The organism is Tardiphaga sp. 862_B3_N4_1 (genome assembly GCF_051811085.1).
Taxonomy (GTDB): domain Bacteria; phylum Pseudomonadota; class Alphaproteobacteria; order Rhizobiales; family Xanthobacteraceae; genus Tardiphaga; species Tardiphaga robiniae.
In genome coordinates, this window is sequence record NZ_JBPWQB010000002.1 from 1252739 (window position 1) to 1277417 (window position 24679).

21 protein-coding genes are annotated in these 24679 nt (G+C 62.0%); 11 read left to right on the plus strand and 10 right to left on the minus strand.

Annotated elements, in window-relative coordinates; translation table 11 throughout:
- Positions 1-4: 4 nt before the first annotated feature.
- The 9 genes from AB8B02_RS23160 to AB8B02_RS23200 form a co-directional block, all read right to left on the minus strand.
- On the minus strand, positions 5-1459 hold the full coding sequence (locus tag AB8B02_RS23160; protein WP_439065925.1) for an MFS transporter: 1455 nt from the start codon (positions 1457-1459) through the stop codon (positions 5-7).
- Between the two features lie 215 nt (positions 1460-1674).
- Positions 1675-2310: a GntR family transcriptional regulator gene (locus AB8B02_RS23165; RefSeq protein WP_439065926.1), complete on the minus strand. Its 636-nt coding sequence runs from the start codon at positions 2308-2310 to the stop codon at positions 1675-1677.
- A 101-nt stretch (positions 2311-2411) separates the two neighbouring features.
- On the minus strand, positions 2412-2810 hold the full coding sequence (gene hpxZ, locus AB8B02_RS23170; protein WP_439065283.1) for an oxalurate catabolism protein HpxZ: 399 nt from the start codon (positions 2808-2810) through the stop codon (positions 2412-2414).
- Between the two features lies 1 nt (position 2811).
- Positions 2812-4227, minus strand: coding sequence for an AtzE family amidohydrolase (locus AB8B02_RS23175; RefSeq protein WP_439065284.1), 1416 nt, complete (start codon positions 4225-4227; stop codon positions 2812-2814).
- Positions 4217-4396, minus strand: a complete 180-nt coding sequence (locus AB8B02_RS23180; protein ID WP_439065285.1) for a DUF4089 domain-containing protein — start codon at positions 4394-4396, stop codon at positions 4217-4219. Before AB8B02_RS23180 ends, AB8B02_RS23175 begins: the two co-directional genes overlap by 11 nt.
- A gap of 23 nt (positions 4397-4419) precedes the next feature.
- A complete protein-coding gene (locus tag AB8B02_RS23185; RefSeq protein ID WP_439065286.1) occupies positions 4420-6234 on the minus strand; it encodes a dipeptide ABC transporter ATP-binding protein in 1815 nt (604 codons plus the stop codon).
- A 10-nt stretch (positions 6235-6244) separates the two neighbouring features.
- Positions 6245-7165, minus strand: a complete 921-nt coding sequence (locus tag AB8B02_RS23190) for an ABC transporter permease (RefSeq protein ID WP_439065287.1) — start codon at positions 7163-7165, stop codon at positions 6245-6247.
- Between the two features lie 10 nt (positions 7166-7175).
- On the minus strand, positions 7176-8189 hold the full coding sequence (locus AB8B02_RS23195) for an ABC transporter permease (protein WP_439065288.1): 1014 nt from the start codon (positions 8187-8189) through the stop codon (positions 7176-7178).
- A 234-nt stretch (positions 8190-8423) separates the two neighbouring features.
- Positions 8424-10043 (minus strand): ABC transporter substrate-binding protein, encoded by a 1620-nt coding sequence (locus tag AB8B02_RS23200; protein ID WP_439065289.1) that lies wholly within the window; start codon positions 10041-10043, stop codon positions 8424-8426.
- A gap of 319 nt (positions 10044-10362) precedes the next feature.
- Here AB8B02_RS23200 and AB8B02_RS23205 point away from each other — a divergent pair, with 319 nt between their 5' ends.
- The 4 genes from AB8B02_RS23205 (at position 10363) to AB8B02_RS23220 (ending at position 14637) form a co-directional block, all read left to right on the plus strand.
- The gene (locus AB8B02_RS23205; protein ID WP_439065290.1) at positions 10363-12432 is read left to right on the plus strand and encodes a TonB-dependent receptor; all 2070 of its coding nucleotides are present in this window, start codon (positions 10363-10365) and stop codon (positions 12430-12432) included.
- Between the two features lie 130 nt (positions 12433-12562).
- Positions 12563-13348 carry a tonB-system energizer ExbB gene (gene exbB, locus AB8B02_RS23210; protein WP_120287491.1) on the plus strand — a complete coding sequence of 262 codons (786 nt, stop codon included), beginning with the start codon at positions 12563-12565 and terminating at the stop codon, positions 13346-13348.
- 3 nt (positions 13349-13351) lie between these two features.
- The gene (gene exbD / locus AB8B02_RS23215) at positions 13352-13789 is read left to right on the plus strand and encodes a TonB system transport protein ExbD (RefSeq protein ID WP_089263503.1); all 438 of its coding nucleotides are present in this window, start codon (positions 13352-13354) and stop codon (positions 13787-13789) included.
- Complete coding sequence (locus tag AB8B02_RS23220) at positions 13786-14637, plus strand: energy transducer TonB family protein (protein WP_439065291.1); 852 nt, start codon at positions 13786-13788, stop codon at positions 14635-14637. Before exbD ends, AB8B02_RS23220 begins: the two co-directional genes overlap by 4 nt.
- 40 nt (positions 14638-14677) lie before the next feature.
- Here AB8B02_RS23220 and ugpB read toward each other — a convergent pair whose 3' ends face one another.
- Positions 14678-16000 (minus strand): sn-glycerol-3-phosphate ABC transporter substrate-binding protein UgpB, encoded by a 1323-nt coding sequence (gene ugpB, locus AB8B02_RS23225; RefSeq protein ID WP_439065292.1) that lies wholly within the window; start codon positions 15998-16000, stop codon positions 14678-14680.
- A 419-nt stretch (positions 16001-16419) separates the two neighbouring features.
- Between ugpB and AB8B02_RS23230 the strand changes: the two genes are divergently transcribed.
- The 7 genes from AB8B02_RS23230 (at position 16420) to AB8B02_RS23260 (ending at position 24606) form a co-directional block, all read left to right on the plus strand.
- Positions 16420-18447, plus strand: a complete 2028-nt coding sequence (locus tag AB8B02_RS23230; protein WP_439065927.1) for an ATP-binding protein — start codon at positions 16420-16422, stop codon at positions 18445-18447.
- Positions 18417-20165 (plus strand): DUF3369 domain-containing protein, encoded by a 1749-nt coding sequence (locus tag AB8B02_RS23235; RefSeq protein ID WP_120287494.1) that lies wholly within the window; start codon positions 18417-18419, stop codon positions 20163-20165. The genes AB8B02_RS23230 and AB8B02_RS23235 overlap by 31 nt, the downstream gene beginning before the upstream one ends.
- Complete coding sequence (locus tag AB8B02_RS23240; protein WP_175369166.1) at positions 20162-20899, plus strand: response regulator; 738 nt, start codon at positions 20162-20164, stop codon at positions 20897-20899. Before AB8B02_RS23235 ends, AB8B02_RS23240 begins: the two co-directional genes overlap by 4 nt.
- 194 nt (positions 20900-21093) lie before the next feature.
- Positions 21094-21705, plus strand: a complete 612-nt coding sequence (locus AB8B02_RS23245; protein WP_093757615.1) for a sigma-70 family RNA polymerase sigma factor — start codon at positions 21094-21096, stop codon at positions 21703-21705.
- 344 nt (positions 21706-22049) lie between these two features.
- The gene (locus tag AB8B02_RS23250) at positions 22050-23459 is read left to right on the plus strand and encodes a cytochrome ubiquinol oxidase subunit I (RefSeq protein WP_439065293.1); all 1410 of its coding nucleotides are present in this window, start codon (positions 22050-22052) and stop codon (positions 23457-23459) included.
- Complete coding sequence (cydB, locus tag AB8B02_RS23255; RefSeq protein ID WP_089263497.1) at positions 23456-24457, plus strand: cytochrome d ubiquinol oxidase subunit II; 1002 nt, start codon at positions 23456-23458, stop codon at positions 24455-24457. The genes AB8B02_RS23250 and cydB overlap by 4 nt, the downstream gene beginning before the upstream one ends.
- Complete coding sequence (locus AB8B02_RS23260; RefSeq protein WP_120287497.1) at positions 24457-24606, plus strand: DUF2474 domain-containing protein; 150 nt, start codon at positions 24457-24459, stop codon at positions 24604-24606. Before cydB ends, AB8B02_RS23260 begins: the two co-directional genes overlap by 1 nt.
- The last annotated feature ends 73 nt before the right edge of the window (positions 24607-24679 follow it).

Here is a 24679-nt window from a genome sequence, read left to right on the forward strand (position 1 = left end):
GAAGTTACTCCACCACGGCCAGCGGCCGTGCAACTGATTCAAGCGGCTGGCGTTCCGCCGCGATGGCATAGCGCCAGCCGACAATCGCAGCCACGATCATCAGAACAGCGCCAAACAGGTAGCCGGCAAACACGCTATTGCGCGACCCGGTATCGATCAGCACGCCAAACAGCGCCGGGCCGGCAACGCCGCCGATCCCGGTGCCGATCGCGTAGAAGACAGCGATCGCTAATGCGCGCACCTCGATCGGGAACGTCTCACTGACGGTGAGATAGGCCGCACTCGCCGCCGGCGACGCAAAGAAGAAGATGATCATCCAGGCGATGGTCTGGGTCTGTGCACTCAACACATCGATCGAGAACAGATAGCCGGAGATCGCAAGCAAGATGCCCGACATGCCATAGGTAACCGCAATCATGACGCGACGCCCAAGCGTATCGAACAGCCGGCCGAGCAGCAGCGGTCCAAGAAAATTGCCTGCGGCAAACGGCAGGATATACCAGCCGACATGGTTGGACGGGATACCGAAGAAATCCGTCAGTACCAGCGCATAGGTGAAGAAGATCGCGTTGTAGAAAAACGCCTGCGACGCCATCAGCACGAGTCCGACCAGCGACCGCTGCCGATACAGCACGAACAGTGTCTGCGCGACTTCCTTCAGCGGCGTATGATCGCGCATCGTCAGCCTGATCTTCGGCAGCGCGGCCAGAACCGACGGCTTGGCCTTCTGATGCGCGGAGATTTCGATCTCAGCCACGATCTCTTCGGCGCGCTGCGGCTGACTGTGGATCATCAGCCATCGCGGGCTTTCCGGAATCCACATCCGCATGAACAACACGATGAGACCCAGAATAGCACCGGTGAAATAGGCCAGCCGCCAGCCATAGGCTTGCGAAATCACTGCGGGGTCCAGCAAAACGATGGCGCAAACGGCGCCCATTGCAGCGCCCAGCCAGAAACTTCCGTTGATCACCAGATCGGTCCAGCCGCGATAGCGCGCCGGCACCAGCTCCTGAATCGTCGAATTGATCGCGGTATATTCGCCGCCAATGCCGGCGCCCGTCAGGAAGCGAAACGCGGCATAGCTGGCAAGATTCCATGACAGCGCTGTCGCGGCAGTCGCCGTGAGATAAAGCGCGAGCGTAATGAAGAACAGTTTCTTCCGGCCGATGCGGTCCGTCAGCCAGCCGAAGCCCAGCGCGCCGATCACAGCGCCTGCAAGATAAGCGCTGTTGGCAAAGCCGACATCGAGGTTCGAAAACTTCAACGCAGGATCTTCCTTCAGCGCGCCGGATAGCGCCCCCGCCAGGGTCACCTCAAGGCCGTCGAGTATCCATGTGATACCGAGCGCCAGGACAACCCGTGTGTGAAAGCCACTCCAGCGCAGCGCATCCAGGCGCGCGGGAATATCGGTTTCGATGATACGATCCGAGTCAGAAGCTGACGTCTGGCTCGGCATCGGCGAAGCCGCGATATCCGCGCTGCTCAGATAAGCCATGCCGCCTTGCTCCTGAGCATTTGCTCGCTACCCCACGGACAAGCGGAAATCGACATCAACGCGAAAAGCCCGAAACCTTGCGGTGACGGGTCATTCAGCGCCAGAGGGTTACATTCTCCGCGAAACAACCCACGAAGAACGCGTTGGTTCCCATTTTATGCGGGGGGAATTGGGACCTAGAGCGAAACGGCGTAATGCTCGTATTCGCCGCGTACCAGCTCGATATGGGCGCGCATCGCCGCCGCGGCGCCATTGCGATCGCCGCGCATGATGGCGACGACGACGCGGTCGTGCTCAGCCTGCGACTTGGCAAGACGGCCGAGATTGCGAAATTGTGCGCGCCGGAACGGCTGCACCCGAACCCGGGTCGCAAGCGTGATCTCGGCGATATATTCGTTCTGCGAGCCCGCATAGATCGCGTTGTGAAAACGCTCGTTCACTTCGTGGAAGCGATCCGGATTGCCGTCATAGCTCAGCACCCGCAGCTCTTCGTGGATGGCCTCCAGCCCGTGACGTTGCACGGCCGGCATCCGCTCGGCCGCGAGGCCGGCACATATCGCTTCGAGCTCGGCCATCGCCTCGAACATGCCGGTGAGGCGATCGATCGACGGCTGCGCCACGACGGCGCCGCGATGCGCGCGCGAGTCGACAAGGCCGCTGGCCGTGAGCTGGCGCAACGCTTCACGAACGGGCGTGCGCGAGACATTGAAACGTTGTGCCAGATCGGTTTCGTCGAGTGAGGTACCGGGGGGCAGCACGCCGCGCACGATCTCGTCGGCCAGTTGCAGGCGGAGTTCTTCGGCGCGCGTCATCTTGCCGGTGATAGTCCCGGCACGGTCAACCCGGCTGACCGGCCCGGCGATGCCCGCCTTGCGGCGCGACTTCCCCGGCTGGATCAGCATGTTGTCGAAACTCATCCCTTGGCGCCCTGCGATTCGTCGATCAGGCTGACAGACGCCGCCACGATTCGCCAGCCTTCCGGAAAGCGGATCCACGTCTGCATCTGTCGACCGACCTTACCCGGAGCCGTGTCGCGATAAAATAGCGTCGAGGCAACCGCAGTGTCGCGGCCATAGGCGGAAATCACCGTGCGCGCAGTGCGGCGCATCAATCCGACCGGCGAGCGTGCACCGCGAAAGGCCTGGATCTCGTCATAACCGTAGAGGTTTTCGCCCATGCCGTAACGGAGCGTCCGCGGATCGTTGCGAAACAACTCGCCAAGCACCGCCGTGTCGTTGGTCGTTAGTGCCTTCTCATAACGTGCGAAGGCGGCGCCCACTTCGGCGATGACGTCCGGCAGATCGATTTCCATGTCAGAACCCTTTTGCGGGGGGCGCGGCAACGACGCCGGCCCGCTCCAAAGCATAAGCGACGCGCAGCGCGATGTCTTCCCGCCACGGCGCCGCAATGATCTGCACACCGATCGGCATCGGATCGAGCGGCACGGGGACGGCGACCACGGGCAGACCGATGAAAGAGATCGGCTGGGTATGGATGCCGATATTGGCCCGCACTAGCAGTTCGACGCCGTCGAGCACGAAAGTCGCCTGCCCCAGTTTCGGCGCGATGCAAGGCGTCGCCGGCGCGATGATCACGTCGACGTCCTTGAACAATTCGAGCGCCTTCGCGCGGTACCAGCGACGGAATTTCTGCGCGCGATCAACCAGCGGCGCCGGCACCATGGCGCCGGCCAGCAACCGGTCTCGCACCGCCGGGTCGAAGTCATTGGGCCGTGTCCGCAGACGGTCCAGATGCAGCGAGGCGCCTTCAACGGTCGAGATGACGTAGGCCGCCGAACGCGCGCGGGCGACCTCGGGCAGCTCGATGTCGCGTGTGACGCCGAGCGCCTTCGTGACACGCGCAACCGCCTCCTGGGCCTCCGGAAACAGGTTCTTGCGAAAGTATCCGCCGGCCGCAGCGATGCGGAGAGAGCCGATATCCTGTCCGAGCAGCGCCGTCACCGACTCGATGGCGCGGGTTGAACACGCCGCATCCTCGGCATCGGGTCCCTGCATGGCATCGTAGGACAGCGCGAGGTCCTCGACCGATCGTGCGAACGGGCCGAGATGATCGAAGCTCGCGACAAACGGAAACGAGCGCGCCCGCGACAGCCGGCCGTAAGTCGGCTTCAGGCCGAAGATACCGCAAAACGACGACGGCACGCGGATTGAACCGTTGGTGTCCGACCCCAAGGCAAGCGGCACGAGACTGCCGCCGACTGCGCCGCCGGAACCGCCCGACGAGCCGCCAGTCATCCGGGTCACGTCATGCGGATTCCGCGACGGGCCGTCATGAATATTCTCGCCCGTAAAATCATAGGCGTATTCGCCCATATTGAGCGCGCCGACCAATACGGCGCCTGCGGCTTCCATGCGTTCGACCAGTGTCGCATCGCGGGTCGAAGCTGGACGATCACGGTTGATTTTGGAGCCGGCGCGGGTCGGCAAGCCGGTGACATCGAACAGGTTCTTCACCGCAAACGGCACGCCTGCAAGCGGCCCTACGCTTTGACCCGCAGCAATAGCGGCATCCAGCGCCTTGGCCGTGGCGCGCGCGCGATCGGCGGTGACATCGGTGAATGCGTTCAGGACCGGATTGTGCTGCGCGATCCGCGCGAGCGCAGCTTCGGTGACAGCGAGCGCCGAGATCTTCTTCGCGGCAACCGCCTGGGCGATGTCGGAGGCCGGGCGCCAGTCGCCTTCGGGTGTGATGACAAGATCAAGCTGCATAGATGCTCGCCGGCTCGGTTTCATCTGGCAGCGCAAATTCGTCGACCATTTTGGCCATTTTCAGCGTCACCGCGAGATTGGCACGGACGGATGGCTTCCACGCGTCTTCAATCGGCAGTCCCAACTCCCCGGCGACAGCGTCGATATAGTCATCAAGCGGTTCGGCCACGGTCCCTCTCTCGATCATTCGTATCAGTGAACCGGCAGCGGCGGATGCGGGATCGCCGACAGCAGTTCCTTCGTATAAGCATCTTGCGGCGCATCCAGCACGGCCTCGGTCAGGCCCTGCTCGACGATCCGCCCCGTGCGCATCACGATGACACGATCGCACAGCAAACGCACCACATTCAAATCGTGCGACACGAACAAATAGCTCATTCCCATCGACTGTTTCAGGTCCTGCAACAGGTTCAGCACCACCGCCTGCACGGAGACGTCGAGCGCGGCGGTCGGCTCGTCCAGGATGATCAGCTTCGGCTGCAGCGCGACGGCCCGGGCAATGCCGACACGCGCCTTCTGGCCACCGGACATCTGGTGCGGAAAGCGATCGAGCAATTCGAGCGGCAGCCCCACCTGTCGCGCGAGGTCTTCACATTTTGCACGTAATGCATCGCCGCCCTTGATGTCGCCAAGCTGCATGATCGGGTCGGCGATGGCACGCGCCGCCGTGAAGCGCGGATTGAGACTGTCGGTCGGATCCTGGAACACCATCTGGATGCTCTTGCGCAGCGGCAAGCGCGCAAAGGAATTCGGCGCCATCTCGCCGATCTCGTCGCCATCGAACGAGATACGCCCCGAGGTCTTGTCGATCAGCCGCATCACCATCATCGACGTCGTGGACTTGCCGCAACCGGATTCGCCGACAAGACCGACGCTCTCGCCGTGGCCAACCGTAAAGCTGATGCCATCGACAGCACGAAACTTGTCCGGCTCGGTCGGCGGCTTGCGCGAGAACAGTTTTGCCAGAGAGGCGGTTGCGCCCTGGCGGACATATTCCTTGACCAGATTTTCGACGGTGAGAAGGGGCCTCTGCTCCCTCTCCCCGCTTGCGGGGAGAGGGTCGGGGAGAGGGGGAGTCAGAGATTCACTCGCCGGCTCCCCCTCTCCCGACGCGCTGCGCGCGTCGACCTCTCCCCGCGAGCGGGGAGAGGTAAGAAGAGCCTGCACCGGCATTGCCGCGCGTTCTTCGGCCGGCAGCAGATCGCGCAGCGAGACGCCAAGCCGCGGCGTCGCCTGCATCAATTTCTTCGTATAGGCGTGTTTCGGATTGGCGAAGATATCGGCCGACAGCGCCGTCTCGACCACCCTGCCCTTTTCCATCACCACGACACGGTCGCAATAGGCAGCGGCCAGGCCGAGATCATGGGTGATCAGGATCGTCGACATGCCGCGGCTCTTGGTGAGCTCGACGACCAGATCCATTACCGCCTTCTGCGTCGTGACGTCGAGGCCCGTGGTCGGCTCGTCAGCGATCAGGAGCTGTGGATTGCAGGCCAGCGCCAATGCGATCACCACGCGCTGGCACATGCCGCCCGAGAGTTCGAACGGATAGGCGTGATAGCGCTCGCGCGGGCGTGCGATCTTGACCTGCTCCAGCGCCTCGATGGCTTTCTCCGCACGGTCTGCGCTACCAGCCTGCGCATGTTGCCGCAGCACGTCCTCGATCTGGTCGCCGACCTTCCGGATTGGATTCAGTGCCGCCCGCGGGTTCTGAAAGATCATCGAGATTTCGCGGCCACGCAGGTCGCGCATCTGGTTCTCGGTTGCGCCCTTGATGTCGACGCCGGAGAACATCACCGAGCCTTCGGCGATCTTGCCGGCCCGGTCGAGAATGCGCATCACCGCATAGGACGTCACCGACTTGCCCGAGCCGGACTCGCCGACGATGCCGAGTGTTTCGCCCTTGGCCACGGAAATATTGACGTGCTGCACGGCCTTGACGATGCCGCGCCGCGTGGCGAATTCGACAGTGAGGTCGCTGACGTCGAGAAGCGGTTGAGCTGTCATGTCCGGGCCCTCAGGTGCGTCGCTGCGGATCGACGATGTCGCGCAGACCGTCGCCCAGCAGGTTGAAGCAGAACACCGCGATCATCAGCGCCAGACCGGGAAACAATGCGATCCACCATTCGCCCGACACCATGAAGGATGCGCCTTCGGCGACCATGATGCCCCATTCTGCGGTCGGCGGACGGACACCGAGACCGATGAAGGAGAGGCCCGCCGCATTGAGGATCGCGTAACCCATGGTCAGCGACATCTGCACGATCATGATCGGCATGATGTTGGGCAGGATATGCACCAGCAGGATGCGCATCTCGCTATTGCCCGACAGCCGGGCCGCCTGCACAAAGCCGGCCTCGCGGCGGACATTGGCCTCGGCGCGAGCGACACGCGCATAAAGCGGGAAATTCACGATCGCCGTCGCAATGATGATGTTCTGCACGGTGTTGCCCAGCGCCGCGACGATACCCATGGCGAGCACGAACAGCGGAAACGCCATGATCGTATCGGCGATGCGGCCGACGATGCGATCGGTCCAGCCGCCGAAATAGCCCGAGGCGATGCCGGCGAGGCCGCCCATGGCGAACACCAGGATGACCGAGGCAATCGCGATGAAGAAATCAAGCCGGGTCGCGACGATGACGCGGCTGAAAATATCGCGCCCGAGCTGATCGGTCCCGAACCAGTGCGCCACAGACGGCGCCTTCAGCGCCTGCGCCGTATCGCTGGCGAGCGGATCGTAAGGCACGATATAGGGACCGAACAGCGCTGCGAACACGATCAGCACCAGCAGGCCGAATGCAAACGCCGTGACGCGATTCTCGCCTAGAATGTAGCGCGTATGCTGCAGCGTCGCTGCAAGGCCGGATGTGCGTTTTGCGGGCGCAGGCTGCGGCGCGGGAACGGCTTCGGAATCGACAGGCGTGACAGCGTTCATGGTTGACACCTCACCCTTCCAGCCGCACGCGTGGATCTATCACGCCGTAGAGAATGTCGATGATCAGATTGATCAGCACATACATGACGGCCATCGTCAGCACGAAGCCCTGCACCGGCGCGAAATCCGACGAGATCAGCGCTTCGACCGCGTAAGAGCCGATGCCCGGCCAGGCGAAGACTTTCTCGACCAGCACATTGGCGCCGAGCAGAAACGAGAACGTCATCGACAGCGTGGTGATGACCGGCAGCATGGCGTTACGAAAGGCATAAGTGACGATCACGGCGCGTGGCGACAGACCGCTTGCGCGGGCCGTTCGCACGAAGTCCGATGACAGGATCGCGAGCATCGACGCGCGCGTCATGCGCGCGATCGGCGCGAGTGAAAAGATCGCCAGCGTCGCCGTCGGCAGGATCAATTGGTTGAAGGCGGACCTGAAGGCCTCCCAGTCACGCGCGACGAGACTGTCGATCAGATAGAAGCCGGTTACATTGGGCGGCGTCGATGCGAACACGTCGAGCCTTCCGAGCGGAGCCGGCGACCAGCCCAGTCTGAAATAGAAGACATAGACCAGCACTAGGCCGGTGAAGAACACCGGCAGCGATACGCCGGCCGTCGTCGTCACCCGGCAGAGATGATCGATCCACGAGCCCGGCCGGGTGGCGGCGAGAATGCCAAGCGGAATGGCGATCATGACCGAGACCAGCAGACCCAGCAGCGTCAGCTCCGCCGAGGCCGGCAGGCGATTGCGAATTTCAGTCGCTACCGGTTGGCCGGTCGTCAGCGAGTTGCCGAAATCGCCTTTGGCCAGATCCGCCGTGTAGCGGAAGAACTGCTCGATCAGCGGCTTGTCGAGGCCGAGCTTCTTGCGGATTTCCTCGATCGCCTGTTTGTCCGCCGACGGTCCCGCGAAATAGGCCGCGGGATCGCCGGGCAGCGCGCGCGTCAACAGGAATGTGACGATGACGACCCCGATCAAGCTCGGGATCGCGAACATCAGTCGCTTGCCGATCAGGGTCAGCATAGAACGCTCCGTTGCTTTTGCCCCCTCTCCCCCGGGCGCAGCGCAGCTGCGGCTGGCGGGAGAGGGGGCCTGAGCGAAGCGAAGGCGGGAGAGGGGGCGCCACGATCGCAAGAGCCCCCTCTCCCGTCTCGAACCCGCTTCGCGTGTTCGATCCACCCTCTCCCGCCTGCGCAGCTTCGCTGCTTGAGGGAGAGGGGAAGCAAGAGAGTGCGCGTTGCAACGGCGATCATCACATCACGCCTTCACGAGCGCGCGATAATCGAGCCGGCGATGGAACCAGTACTGGTAGCCCGAGATGTTCTTCTGCATCGCCACGTTGACATAGGGCTGATACAGCGGGATCCGTGGCACATCATTGAAAGCGAGATCGACGAAGCCTTTCACGTCCGCATCATAGGCTGCCTTGTCGCCGGTTGCGGCGGCGGTGCGCGCACCGTTGATGAGCTTGTCCATCTCGGGCGACTTGTAGCTCATGGTGTTAAACACCGAATTGTCCCCGTGATAGCACCAGTAGAAGAAGTATTCGGGGTAATCGAGCCAGCCGGAGAACACGTTGGTGTAGAGCGGCATCTCCTTCTTGTTCAGCTCGGTGCGCCAGTTGGCGCCGGGGATCTTGTTGATGGTCGTCTTGATGCCGATCTGGCCGAGGCTTTCCTGCACCAGCACACATAGCGGCTCGTTGACGACGGCAAAGCCGAGATCGAATGAGATCGTGGTCTCGAAGCCGTTGGGATAGCCGGCCTCCGCGAGCAGTGCCTTCGCCTTGGCCATGTCGGTATTGTATTTATGCGGCTGCGGCCACGCGACTTCGGTCGACTTGTCGGCTGATGCGCCGTACATTGGATTGGCGAGACCGAACAACACGGCATCGACGATCTTCTGATAGGGCAACGCATAGGCCACGGCCTGACGCACCTTCGGATTGTCGAAGGGCGGCTTGGTGACGTTCATACCGATATACTGGATGCCGTTGGAGAACGGCAGCGACACGACATTCATCTTGCCGTTGGCCTTGATCTCCTGGAAATCCTTGTAGGGCAGTTCATAAGACATATCGGCATCGCCGCGCTCCAGCAGCGCACGCCGGTTGCCGGCCTGCGGCACCATGCGCCAGATCACGCGCTTGATCTTCGGCATCGGGCCACTGACCCAGTCGTCATTGCGTTCGAGCACAACTTCGGTACCCGCGGTCCACTTGGTCACCTTGTAGGCTCCGCCACCTGCCGTCTGCATCTTGGTGTATTCGAGCCCCCACGGATCCTTCTCTGTGGCGTTCTTCTTCACCAGCTCGGAATTGATCACGCAGGGCACGATGACCGCGAGATCCGGAATCGTCAGGCGATCCTTGGTGGCGAAATCGACGCGCACGGTGTGATCGTCGACAATGACGAACTGCTCGGGCTTCTTCAGCGATCCGGCGCTCATCTGGAAGGTCGGAAAACCGCCGACGCTGACCGAACGATCCAGCGACCACTTGACGTCCTTCGCCGTCACCGGCGTGCCGTCGTGAAACTTCGCGTTCTTGCGCAGCTTGAAGGTCGCCGACATGTCGCTGATGGTCATGTCCTCGGCGAGTTCGGGCTTGAACTTGTCGCGGTCGTAATAGGGCACGCCGCCGGGGCCGGCCTTCATCTCGTGGCCGATCAGGCGGTCGTAGCAATTCCAGGACACTTCATAGCCGGGCACATTGGTGCCCACGCCATGGATATCGAGGTTGTTGGGGCCGCTTTCGGAGACGATCAGCAGGGTTTCGGATCGGGCGTCTGCCTTGGCGGACGAAAAGATCGCCGGGCCGGAGACCATGGCGCCGGCCGCGGCGCCTGTGGCGGTTTTCAGAAAATCACGACGCTTCATTCTGGCTCTCCCCAAGGGCGCGAGTGGATCGGCTTGGGAACAGACATCGCAAACTTCGTGCCAGAGCTTAACGAACACCTAATGCGCGCCTAGGCATCTGATAAACCTTGCATTTCCGCAACGCCTCCGACGGTCAGCATCGCCAGAGACTCAGTCACGTTGCATACAAAGATATTGATATGCATAAAATTTAGACCACCCCGCGTGCCTGCCCGGTCATTACTCGCCCGATTCCGGCTTGACATAAACGGCTCACGTCTCCTTATTGCGAATAGTTCGCATTAGCATTCGCATCAGATCAGTAACGTTGGGGAATGGCGTGAGTTTAAGGTTGTGGGCATCGATCACGGGGGCAGCATGCCTCTCGTCAGTCTGGGTTGGAGACGCGAAGGCCCAGGAGGGACAAACGCTGTCGGAAATCGTGGTCAGTGCCGAGCGGCAGAAGGAAGCTGACGCCTTCCAGTCCACCACCCTGCTCACCGGTGAGGCCCTGCAGCGCACGACCTCGGCCTCCATCGCCGACTTGCTGGCAACCCAGCCGGGCGTTGCGGCATCGACCTTCGCGCCGGGCGCGAGCCGGCCGAATATCCGCGGCCTCGACGACTATCGTGTTCGCATTCAGGAGAACGGCATCGGCAGCCAGGACGCGTCGGATTTCAGCCAGGACCATCAGGTCCCGGTCGATCCACTCTCCGCCGACAAGATCGAGGTGATCCGCGGTCCAGCGACACTGCGCTACGGCAATCAGGCCATCGGCGGCGTCGTCAATGCCAGCAACAATCGTATTCCGGAAAATCTCGTGCCGGACAATTTCAGCGCGCGCATCAAGGGTGGCGGCTCCTCGGTGGATAGCAGCATCGACGGCGCAGCCAGCATCGATGCATCAGGCAATAATGTCGCCATTCACGTCGACGCCTTCGGCCGCAGCGCCGGCGATTACAGAATTCCCGGCAGCGGCGTGCAGGCCAATACGAGGCTACGCTCGGAAGGCCAGTCGGTCGGCGGCTCCTACATCTTCGACGGCGGCTATATCGGCACCGCGATCCAGCACATCACCAGCCTGTATCATATCCCCGGCATCGCCGAATCCGCGTCGCGGACTCGCATCGATCTCGAACAGACCAAGGTGACCAGCAAGGGCGAATGGCGCGCGCCCACCGACGGCATCGCCGCGATCCGCTATACGTTCGGTGTCAGCGACTACAAGCATGGCGAGCTCGGCATCGGCGGCAATGGCGTCGACGGCCTGCAGAACACCATCACCAACAAGGAAATCGAAGGCCGCTTCGAACTGGACCACGCCGCGGTCGCAACACCGCTCGGCGCATTGACCGGAAGCTGGGGCGTACAGGCCAGCAACCGCAAGCTCGGCACCGCGGGCCTGCTCGGCGGGCTGCTCGCTCCCACCAATACGGACACAGTCGCGGGCTTCGTGTTCGAGCAATTGCAGCTCTCGGACACTCTCAAATTCCAGGCGGCCGGCCGCATCGAACATCTTTCCGTATCCGGCATGGCGCCGATCTTCCCCAGCAATTTCCTGCCACCGCCCGACACATTCTCCGAGACCGCAGCGACGCGCGATTTCACCCCGAAGAGCTTCAGCTTCGGACTGCTGAAATCACTTCCCTGGGACATGGTTGCCAATTTGAGCGTACAGCGTGCGCAGCGCGCGCCTGCCGCGCCGGAGCTTTATTCGCGCGGCTCCGACGGCGCATCCGGCACTTTCGTCATCGGCAATCCGGATCTGAAAATCGAAACCGCAGAATCGATCGAAGTCGGCCTCAAGCGCAGCAACGGCCAGCTTCGTTTCGAGGCCAGCCTCTACTACACGCGCTATCTTGATTTCATCTTCAAGCAGGTGACCGGCAACTTCTGCACCGACACTTTCGCAAGCTGCGGCGCGACCGGCCCACTGCTGCAAGTGGCCTACGGTCAACGAGATGCGAACTTCCGCGGCGCCGAGCTGATGGCACAACTCGACGTGACGCCGCTCAGCGACGGCATGCTCGGAATCGACACCCAATTCGACGTGGTCCGCGCGACCTTCGCCGATGGCAGCAATGTTCCGCGCATCGCACCGATGCGCGTGGGCGGCGGCGTCTGGTGGCGCAGCGCCGAATGGTATGCGCGCCTGGGCGTGCTCCACGCGTTCACACAGAATGATATTGCACTCAATGAAACTTCGACGGCCGGCTACAATCTGCTGAAGGCTGAGGTGAGCTATACCCACACATTCGCGAAGGTCGACGGCGGCCTGCGCGACATCACCTTTGGCGTCACCGGCGACAATCTGCTCGACGAACAGGTCCGCAACCACATCTCCTTCAAGAAGGCGGAGGTGTTGCAGCCCGGACGCGGCGTGCGGCTCTTCACGAGTATGAGATTTTGAGCCCAATGACCTTGGAATCGCTCCAGTTTGGGCCTCAACTCGGCCTCCAGAGGGCGACATCGTTCACATGCGAAGGTATTCTTCGCCATCATCTCCCATTGCAAACTTCGACCGACGGAATGCAGCCCCTATGACAAGATCCTGGTCTCCCATCGCAACTGTATTCCTGGCGGTTGGCGGAACGGCGGCGGTTCCGCAGTTTGCCGTAGCTGCGACCACGGAAGCGTTGCTTCCGCATAATCTGTCCCCATGGGGCATGTTCATGAATGCCGACATCGTGGTGAAGGCCGTGATGATCGGGCTTGCCATCGCCTCGCTGGTGACCTGGACGGTCTGGCTCGCAAAGACCATCGAACTCAACCGCGAAACGCGGTCCGCCAAACGGCGGCTCGATATACTGGAAAGCGACACGACGCTAGCCCAGGTCGAGCGCGATAGCGCCAATGCCCGCGATCCCGTGGCCCAGCTCATTCATTCGGCCGTGCGCGAGACTGCCCTCTCCCATGGACTGTTCGATGACGGCTTCAAGGAGCGCATTGCGCTTCGGCTTGAGCGCGTCGAACAGGCGATGTCGCGCCGGATTTCCCGCGGCATCGGCGTGGTCGCAACGATTGGTGCGACTGCACCCTTTGTCGGCCTGTTTGGAACCGTCTGGGGCATCATGAACGCCTTCATCGGCATTTCGGAAACCAAGACCACCAACCTCGCCGTCGTCGCGCCGGGCATCGCAGAAGCCTTGCTCGCGACAGCACTCGGTCTTGTCGCAGCCATTCCGGCCGTGGTGATCTATAACCAGCTCGTTCGTAACATCACGACCTACCGAGCGCTGCTCGGCGATGCCTCCGCACAGGTCATGCTGCTGATGAGCCGCGATCACGGCCGTCGCGGAATGCCGATCTCGCGGGCGGCGGAATAGATCATGGCTGCAAGATTAGGTGGACGCTCAGGCGGCGGTGACGACCTCGAGGTCAACCACGAAATCAATGTGACGCCTTTCATCGACGTGATGCTGGTTCTGCTGATCATCTTCATGGTGGCGGCGCCGCTTGCAACGGTCGATCTCGGTGTCGATCTGCCGGCAAGCGCCGTAGAACCGCAGCCGCGTCCCGACAAGCCGGTCTTCGTCACCGTCAAGCCGGACCTGACGATCGCCGTGGGCGAAGACATCATCCCGCGCGATACGCTGAGCGGCACGCTGGATGCTGCGACCAAGAACAACAAGGACGAGCGCATCTTCCTGCGCGCGGACAAGGTCGTGAGCTATGGCGATCTGATGGAAGTGATGAACCTGCTGCGCAATGCAGGCTATCTCAAGATCGCGCTGGTCGGCCTCGACGGACGAACCTCTGCGCCATGAACGTCTTTGCGCTACATGCGCCGACCGACAGCGTCAGGCTTCGCTGGACCGGATCGGCGATTGCTATCGTCGCGATCCATGCCGGCCTGATCGCCGCAGGCATCTGGTGGTACCATCAACCAAACCCGCCGGGCGTTACGATGCCGACCATCATGATCGACATGGCGCCGGCCACCGCAGCGCCTGAAACGCAGCCACTGGATATCGCGCCCGGCCCCGAGATGCAGCAAGCGGAAGCGCCGTCCGAGCCGCCGCCCGAGCCGGTTCAGCAGAAGCAGGTGGAAGAGCAGATCCCACCGACGCCGCCGATGGAGAAGCCGGTCGTCGAAGCGCCGCCCGAGCAGAAAACCGAGCCGACGCCGCCCCCGCCCGAGCCCGCCAAGATCATTCCCGATCCGCCAAAGCCGGTGCCGGAAAAGCCCAAGCCGAAGCCGATACGCGCCGAGGTCAAGAAGAAGCCCAACGATACGCCAGCAGCGCCGCAGACCACCGCAGCACCGCGCGCAGAACGCATTGCGCCTGCAGCATCGGCTGCAGCGGCCGGTGCCTCGAGGGCAGCGTCTGCGTCTTACAATCAGCTCGTTCAATCACACTTGCAGCGCTTCAAGCAATTTCCCCAGAGTGCACGCACCGGTCAGTCAGGCACGGCAGTCGTCAGAATCGCCTTTACGCTCGATCGCAGCGGTCGCGTGCTGTCGTCCCGCCTCCTGGGATCGTCGGGAAATCAAGCGCTCGACGCCGAAACACTCGCCATGGTTCGCCGCGCGCAGCCATTCCCGGCATTTCCGCCGGAGAAGACCGGCGGTACAGAGGCGTTCAATGTTCCATTGAGATATGATCTTCGTTAGCGACTAACGAAGATCATGATGCGCCGCGACCGGTCAGATATCACTGCACAGGATTGGCGCGTTCAAACTGGCGCAGCAATTTGTTACCGCGCTCTGCGGCAGCGTCGAGGGCCTCCTGCGCGGGCTTCTTGCCGCTGAAGGCCTGTTCCAGCTCATCCTCGATGGCGTCCCGGATCAGCGTGAATGAGCCAAGGCGCAATCCCTTCGAATTTTCCGTCGGCGCTTTGAGCGTGATCTGCTCGATGGACTTCACCGTGCCGGGGTTGCGGTCGTAAAAACCCTGCTGGCGCGTGAGCTCATAAGCGGCGCGCGTAATCGGCAGGTAACCCGTCTTCTGATGCCAGGTCGCCTGCACTTCGGGCTGCGAAAGAAACGCAAAGAACTTCGCGATGCCCTTATATTCTTCGCGCGGTCGATCCCGCAGCACCCAGAGCGTTGCGCCGCCGATGATCGAATTCTGGGGCGCTGCCGTGACATCCGGCCAGTACGGCATCATGCCATAGCCGACCTCGAATTTCGCATTGGCGAGAATGTCGGCGCGGGTGCCTGACGAGCCCAGAAAAATCCCGCATTCGCTCTTCTGAAAGCGTGGCTCAGCTGCTGTCGCACGGCCGCTGTAGTCGAAGACCTTGGTCTTCTGCCATTCGGCGAGTTGCGTAATATGCCGCACCATCAGCGGATTGTTGAAGGTGAGCACGGCATCCAACCCGCCAAGGCCGTTGGACTTGGTGGCCACCGGAATGTTGTGGAATGCCGAGAAGTTCTCGACATTGATCCATGACGGCCAGGCCGTCGTGAAGCCGCAAACCGCGCCTGCCGTCCGCAATCGCCTGGCGGCGGCGCCGAGTTCCGGCCAGGTCCGCGGCGGCTCGTCCGGATTGAGCCCGGCGGCACGGAACAGATCCTTGTTGTAGTAAAGGATCGGCGTCGACGCATTGAACGGGAAGGACAGCATGTTGCCGGCCATGTCAGTGTAGTAGCCCGTAATGGCTGGCAGATAGGCTGACGGATTGAACGCCTCCGCCTGATCGCGCATCAGCTCATAGACGGGATAGGTTGCGCCTTTGGCGGCCATCATGGTGGCCGTCGCGATTTCGTTGACCTGGACGATGGCCGGCTGGCTCCGAGACCGGAAGGCAAAGATCGCCGCCGTGACGGTCTCGGTATAGTTGCCCTTGTAGACCGGAACGATGCGATAGCCCGTCTGTGTGGCGTTGAAATCCGCGGCCAGCTTTTCGACGTGCCGGCCGAGTTCTCCGGACATCGCGTGCCACCACTGAATGTCGGTGGCGCGTGCGGGCGTCGACGTCTGGCTGACTGTCACCACGAGCGCGAGATATCCGAGCGCCGCCTTCAACTTCATTTCATTCTGCCCTTACAACGCCGTCGGCTGCCGGCCTGCTGTGCTAATCATTCTTGTTGGGAGGCCAAAGCTTCCGCCGCCCAATAAAATAATGATTTCATTATAGTTTTGATCGAAATTGCCCCGCACGGTGGCGTTCACCGGACGCGATCTGCCGCAGCACTCTGTTGCGACTTCGCGGCGTTCGGTTCAATCGGGACTGCGCCAGTTCAACCAGTTGTTGCAGGTTAATAGCCAGCACCGCCTGTATTTGCTACATTGAACTGTCTCGCAACCTCAACGAAACTCTTTCAGACTAGAAAAAACGAATTGCCGGGTTGCGACGCACGGCTGTCTCACCGATTGAACCTTTCGCAAGGCCGAATGACACACCTGTGGTGACGAGCCCGCACAACGGAGTTTCTGAAGGACAGGACGAGCTGGCGGCGCGAGGCCGGACCGGCGTCGTCGCGGCTGTCCGTGCGATTCCGATCCGCTGGCGCATTTTGTCCATCGCAGCCCTGAACTCGGCGGTCGTCCTCGTCCTGGCGGGCTTGATCTGGAGCGGCTCGCGGGTGCTGTCCTCAGCCTGGGACGACGTGCGCCAGGTCCGGCAATCCGATCAGGTTCTGGCCCTACTCGAGAGCGAGACCGGCCGGCTGCAGAACCTGATCCATCGCTATATCAATCAGCCCAGCCCCGAACTGTTCGCCGAAATCCTGCTGTTGCGCGAGGCTGTGCTTGGGACACTGAATACCCGTGCCTCGACCGACCCCATGCTGTCAGGCTCGGTCGCCGAGCTGGAGCGCGTCACCGAGCGCTTCCTCAGCGGCTTCGGTGAATTGCGGACGCTTCAAACCACCATTGCCAAGACCTATGAGGAACAGGTGCTCGGGCCTGCCAAGGACATGGCGGGACTGTACTCCATCATCGAGGGCGCCACCGGCCAGCGTGACGCGCTGATCTGGCCGGCACTCGGCAAGTCGCGTGAGGCATTCACCGCGATGCTGGTCGCCGCCAACGCCTATTATCTGTCGCTGGCATCCGCCTCGGCCGAGGATGCACGCCGCAACACAGAGACGATCGAGCGTACTATCCCGGTCATGACCGACCTCGCCGACAATGATCTGCAGCGTATTGCGTTGCAGCGGCTCAAGGGACGCTCAGTTGCCCTCCGCCAGGGGCTCGCAAAACTGTCCGAACAACTCTCCAGCCGCACGGACCTGCTGCGAAATTCGATCGATGCCAGCCAGGCCGACACGATTGCTGCGATCGATGGCCTGTCCGTCAAGATGCGCCAGCGCGAGCAGTCCGCGCAGGCCACTTTCGACCGCACGCTGACGGCAATCTCCCGCAATGTCATGGTCATCGCCGCGGCCTTTCTTGGGCTGATCATCACGGCCGGCATCATCATCGCGCTGAGCATCCGCCTGCCGCTGCAGCAGATCATGGCCTCGATGCGCGCGATCACCTCGGGCGACTATGATCGCAAGGTCCAGGGCACGGCCGCCAAGGACGAGGTAGGCGCCATGGCCCGCGCCGTCGAAGTGTTCCGTGAAAACGCCGTCGCCAAGCGCGAAGCCGAGAACGAGCTGCGTGCATCGAAAGAGAAAGCCGAAAGCGCCTTGCTCGAACTAAATGCCGCACAGCAGAATTTGATCGACGCCGAACGGCTGGCCGCACTTGGCGGTCTGGTCGCCGGCGTGGCCCACGAGGTCAATAATCCGATCGGCATCAGCCTGACCGTGGCATCAAGCTTCGCGCGGCGCTCGGAAATGTTCGAGGCCGAACTGCGCTCCAATGCCCCGCTGCGGCGCTCGCAACTGGAAGAATTCGTCAAGACGTCACGCGATGCGGCGCAGCAACTGGTCGCCAACCTGCATCGCGCCGGCGAGCTTATTCAGTCCTTCAAACAGGTCGCCGTCGATCGGTCCCACGCCGAACGGCGGCAATTCAGCCTCTCCGAGGCCACCGATCAGATCATCGCCAGTCTGCGCCCCGTCCTGAAGAAGGCTCCGATCACACTGACGGTCGACGTGCCGGACGGGCTGATGATCGATGGCTATCCCGGGTCCTACGGCCAGATCCTGACCAATCTGTTCCTGAATGCGGCCAATCACGCATTTCCGGACGGCAAACCGGGCGCCATCGCCATCACCGCCAAGCCGCGCGGCGCCGACGATATCGAGATCAGCTTCTCCGACAACGGCGCGGGCATGAGCCCGGACGTCCAGCGGCAGGCCTTCGACCCGTTTTTCACCACCCGCCGCAACGAAGGCGGCACCGGCCTTGGCCTCCACATCGTTTACAATCTGGTGACCCAGCAGCTGGGTGGCCGGATGATGCTGGAGTCAAGACTGGGACAAGGCACGACATTTCGCATTATCATGCCGCGGGCCGCCACTGGCGCCGCTGGATCATTTGACGGGACTACGCAATGGCCGACCAGGACGATGTCCTCTACCTGATTGAAGACTCCGGTGATGTCCCGGAAGAATCCAATAACCGAAAATGGAAGATCGCGGTCATCGACGATGACCAGGCCGTGCATGAGGGCACGCGCTTCGCGCTGAGCGATTACACCCTGAACGGCCAGTCGCTGGAAATCCTGTCGGCCTATTCCGCTGCCGAAGGCCAGGCCCTGATGCGCGAGCATACGGATATCGCAGCCGTACTGCTCGACGTCATCATGGAGACGGATGCGGCCGGCCTCGAACTGGTCGAGTTCATCCGCAACGAGCTGCACAACGAAACCGTCCGCATCATCCTGCGTACCGGCCAGCCCGGCCAGGCGCCGGAGCGCCGCGTCATCGTCGACTATGACATCAACGATTACAAGGCGAAGACCGAACTGACCGCCGACAAGCTGTTCACCTCGCTGACGGCCGCGCTGCGCAGCTATCAGCAACTCGAACGCATGGTGCAGACACGGCGCGGCCTCGAAATCATCATCGACGCCGCCTCGACGCTCTATGATTTCAAGTCGATGCAGCGGCTTGCCGAAGGCGTGCTGACGCAGATCGCCTCGCTGCTGAATGTCGATTGCGCCGGCATTCTGGTGCTGCGCGATGGCGGCGTTGTCGGCGACGACTATGCCGTCCTCGCCGGATCAGGCTGCTACAGCCGCTTCATGGGTACCGCCACCGCGCAGTCGCTCGACCCGGACCTGCGCCTGATGGTCGAAGAGGCCTTCAAGCGCCGCAAGCATGATTTCGCCGACCATCGGACGGCGCTCTACATCCGCACCGGCAGCGGCCGCGAGGTTGTCGTGCTGCTGCAGGCGGAGCGGCAATTGTCGGAGACAGACCGCTCGCTGGTGGAGATCTTCGGCAGTCGGCTGTCGATCGCCTTCGACAACGTGATCCTCTATCAGCAACTGCACGAGGCCAATACGCAGTTGGAAGACCGCGTGGCGCAGCGTACCCGCGCCCTGATGCAGGCCAATCGCCGGCTTTCCGCGCAGTGGCTGCGGCTGCAGCGCGCCAACGGCTTCAAGAACGAGATTCTGGGTACCGTCGCCCATGACCTGAAGAATCCACTCGGCGTGATCCTCGGCCGCACCGAGATGCTGACCGAGCTGATTTCCGCGGGATCGCCGAAGGAAAACATCTCCGCGCAGGTCGATCACATTCGTGACGCCACCAAGCGACTGACCTCGATGGTCGATCACCTGATCTCCGACGCCATGGCGGACGCCTTCGATATCACCATCCGCCGTGAGCCGGTCGATCTGGCGACGCTGGTCCGGGACGTCGCTGAAGCGAATCGGCCGTCTGCGGTGAACAAGCAGCAGGACCTCTCCGTCTCGGCGCCGGATCACCACGATCTCACCATGTGCGATGCCGACCGGATGCGCGAAGCGATCGACAATCTCGTCAGCAACGCCATCAAATACAGCCCGATCGGCGGCAAGATCGCGCTGCTCATCACAGGCGATGCCGATTATGTCCGCATCAGCATCAGCGACGAAGGTCCCGGCCTGTCGCCGGAGGATCTCGACCGCCTGTTTGGTCGTTTCCAGCGGCTTTCAGCCAAGCCGACCGGTGGTGAAAGTTCAACCGGCCTCGGCCTGTCGATCGTCAAACGCATCATCGACATGCATGGCGGCGAGGTGAATGCACATAGCCCCGGCCAGGGCGCCACTTTCACCATCCTGCTGCCAGCCACCAGTGAGGGCCTGTCATGAGCCAGAGCCCGCATATCGTCGTCGTCGACGACGAAGCACCCGCCCGCGAGATGGTGGGCGACTATCTCAAGATGCACGGCTTTGCCGTGACCCTGTGCGACGGCGGCAAGAGCCTGCGCAGCGAGATCGAGACCAAGGTGCCGGATCTCGTTGTGCTCGACCTCAACATGCCCGAGGAAGACGGGCTCTCGATCATCCGTGACCTCAAGAGCCGCATCAACGTGCCGGTGATCATGCTCACCGCCACCGCAAGCCCGATCGACCGTGTCGTCGGCCTCGAACTCGGTGCCGACGATTACATCGCCAAGCCCTGCGAACTCCGCGAATTGATGGCGCGCATCCGCTCGGTCTTGCGCCGAAGCACGCCGGTGAAGGGCGCAGCAGCAGACGCAACGCCTGCCAAGGAGAGCAAGGATCATCTCGTGCGCTTCGGCACGAAATGGCTCGATCTGGAAGCGCAGGCCCTGCGCGATGATGAGGGCAACGAACATCCGCTGACAGCCTCTGAATTTGGCCTGCTCAAGGTATTCGCCGCGAATCCGAAGCGCGTGCTCTCGCGCGAACGGCTGCTCGAACTGGCCAATGCCCGCGATGCAGAGGCTTTCGACCGGGCGGTTGACCTACGGATCATGCGAATCCGCCGCAAGATCGAGCCCGATCCGACGAAACCCGCCGTGATCCGTACAATTCGCGGCGGGGGCTATTTGTTCTCCCCGGTGGGCGACAAGGCCTGAGCACCCCTTTTGGAATCTATCTCATTCAATTTACACGCATTTCACCTCTGAATGTTTCGTCGCAAACCCTGCGATGAAACAATTCTCCGGTTCCATGAAACCATTTTCCGCTTTTGAAGCAGACGCCCTGAAACCGGGGCTCCTTAACAATCCTCCCAACGAAGCCGCAACGCGGTCTCTTACGGGAGTTAGTCATGCAGAACGTCATCGCCCTCAATGCCGCCGGTCAGCAGGGTATCATTACGGCCCGCGCCACCTCGGATGAGATGCTGCTGGAGAATATCGCCAGCGGCGACCGCACAGCGATGCACACGCTTTATGCCCGACACAATGTGCGGGTCTATCGCTTCGTTCTCCGCATGCTGCGCGACACGTCGGCGGCGGAAGATCTGGTCAGTCAGGTATTCCTCGACGTGTGGCGGACCGCCAGCCAATTCGAAGGCCGCTCGCAGGTCTCCACCTGGCTGTTGTCGATCGCACGCTTCAAGGCACTGACCGCGCTGCGCCAGCGTAAATATGAAGACATCGACCAGGACGATGTCATGGAAATCGCCGACCAGGCCGATACACCTGAGGCGTCGCTTGATCGCAGCCGCACCAGCGCCATTCTTCGCGCCTGTGTCGCCAAGCTGTCGCCGGCGCATCGCGAGATCGTCAACCTCGTCTACTATCATGAGAAGTCAGTGGAAGAGGTCGCCGGCCTGATCGGTATCCCCGCGTCGACGGTGAAGACCCGGATGTTCTACGCCCGCAAGCAGCTCGCCGATCTCCTGAAGACCGCCGGCATCGACAGTATCGCAGCGTAATCTGCCGCGTTCCTTTTGCTCCAACGTTCCAGACGTCAGTTCGCGTAAATCTCCCCACCTCCAGCGACCCGGACGGGATGCCCCCTTCCGGGTCGTATTCTGTTTGGAGCTACGGCTTTGTCATCGTCGGCGGACGCACGAACTTCCGCACCGACCTGCGCAATACATCTGACAAAATTGGACAAATTGTCTACGAGTCCAACGGCGAACGCCAATGTGGGCAGATGGACAGCCTTTTCAAGACGTTGCCGAATCCGGGCGGCCAACTAACAAAGACCTCGCGCAGTTTCGCCCGCGCGCTCTGCATGATAGAACACGTCCAGACTACACATGGACGGATGCAGATGTTCGAAGGCTTTGACCCTGTCATACTAGCCCGAGCGCAATTTGCGTTCACGATGTCATTTCACATCATCTTTCCCGCGTTCTCGATCGGGCTAGCGAGCTATCTCGCCGTGCTCGAAGCGCTCTGGTTGTGGACCGGGCGCGACGTCTTCCTCAACCTGTTCAATTACTGGCTCAAGATCTTCGCCGTGGCCTTCGGTATGGGCGTGGTCTCGGGCATCGTGATGTCCTACCAGTTCGGCACCAACTGGTCGGCCTTCTCCGACAAGGCAGGACCGATCATCGGCCCGCTGATGGCCTATGAAGTCCTCACCGCCTTCTTTCTCGAAGCAGGTTTTCTCGGCGTCATGCTGTTCGGACTCAAGCGCGTCGGTCCAAGGCTGCATTTCTTCGCTACGTTGATGGTCGCGATCGGCACGTTGTTTTCGGCGTTCTGGATTCTCTCGGCGAATTCCTGGATGCAGACGCCGGCCGGCTACAGCATCAACGCTGCCGGACAGTTCGTTGCGGCCGACTGGTGGAAGGTGATCTTCAATCCGTCCTTCCCCTATCGTCTCGTGCATATGGTGCTGGCAGCCTATCTCACCACGGCTTTCGTGGTGGGCGCTGTCGGCGCCTGGCATCTCCTCAAGGATACGCGCCTGCCCGGCCCGCGCGTGATGTTCTCCATGGCGATGTGGATGGCCACGCTGGTCGCGCCGCTGCAGATTCTTGCCGGCGATCAGCACGGCCTCAACACGCTCGAGCACCAGCCAACCAAGATCATGGCCATGGAAGGCCATTTCGGAAGCCATCCCCATGGCGCACCGCTAATCCTGTTCGGCATCCCGAGTCAGGCCGAAGGCAAAGTGAACTACGCCATTGAAATCCCCAAGCTCGGATCGCTGATCCTGAAGCATGATCTCAATGCGCCGATGGCCGGCCTCGACACCGTCCCGCGCGAGAACTGGCCGCCGGTGCCGGTGACGTTCTGGTCGTTCCGCATCATGGTCGGCATCGGTTTTCTGATGCTGGGGCTGGGACTGCTGAGCCTCTTCATGCGCTTCCGCGGCAAGTTCTATGAGTCGCGTTTGCTTCACAGCTTTGCGCTGGCGATGGGCCCGGCGGGATTCATCGCCGTGCTGGCCGGCTGGGTAACGACCGAAACGGGGCGGCAGCCGTTCACGGTGTTCGGCCTGCTGCGGACAAGCGATTCGGTCTCGCCGCTGGCGGCGCCAGCCGTTGCGTCGTCGCTGATCGCCTTCGCCATCGTCTATTTCCTGGTCTTCGCCGCCGGCACGATTTATCTGCTCCGGCTCATGGCCGCGCCGCCGCATCATGATGAGCAAGGCCCCGCCGGCAACGTGCCGAGTCGTGCGGCGGGCATTACCCCGGCCGTGGGTGCAACCGCATCGGGGCACGCGTCATGATCGATATAGCGGTCGTCTGGGCCTTCATCATCGCCTTTGCCGTGTTCGTCTATGTCGTGATGGACGGCTTCGATCTCGGCCTCGGCATGCTGTTTCCACTCTTCCCGAAGAAGGAAGACCGTGACGTCATGATGAACTCGGTCGCCCCGGTCTGGGACGGCAACGAGACCTGGCTGGTGCTCGGCGGCGGAGGGCTGATGGCGGCGTTTCCGCTGGCCTATGCGGTGCTGATGCCGGCGCTCTATACGCCGATGATCGTGATGCTGCTGGGGCTGGTGTTTCGCGGCGTCGCCTTCGAATTCCGCTGGCGCACCACGCGCGAGCGCAATCTGTGGGACATCGCCTTTGCCGGCGGCTCGCTGATGGCCACGCTCGCGCAGGGCGTGGCGCTCGGCGCGATCCTGCAAGGCATCGTCGTCAATGGTCGCCACTATGGCGGCGGCTGGTGGGACTGGCTGACACCGTTCAGCGTCCTGACCGGACTCGCACTGATGGCCGGCTACGGCCTGCTCGGGGCCACTTGGCTGGTGCTGAAGACCGAAGGCGCGTTGCGCGATCAGGCCTATCGGCTGAGTTGGTGGCTGCTATTCGCCATGCTCGCCGCCATCGGTCTCGTCAGCATCGCGACGCCATTTCTGGATGCCGAATATGCGCGGCGCTGGTTCGCCTGGCCCAACATCATCCTGACGGCGCCGGTGCCGATTGCAGTTGCAGCCATCACGGCGCTCTTGATGCGAAGCCTCGCGGCCAAACAGGATTACCGGCCGTTCTTCCTGTCGCTGGCGCTGTTCGCATTGTCCTATGCCGGATTGGGCATCAGCATGTGGCCCTATATCGTGCCGCGCAGCATCACCATCTGGCAGGCCGCGTCGCCCGACAATAGCCTGCATTTCATGAGCTACGGCGTCGCCGTGCTGGTTCCCATCATCCTCGGTTACACCGCCTGGGCCTATTATGTGTTTCGCGGCAAGGTTCGCGCTGGCGCGGGCTATCACTGATGACACCTGCGTCGCAGCAAAAGCCCGTCCCTTCAGACAAGCGCCCGCTGATGCAGCGCCTGTTGTGGTTTGTTGCGCTGTGGCTGGGCGGCGTCGCCAGTGTGACCCTCGTCAGCTACGTGCTGCGACTGTGGATCGCACCGAAATAGACGCGGTGACCTTTAATCAAATCGTCACCCGCGGACGGCAAATATGCCGGCGACTCACGACGTCCGCGCGCGG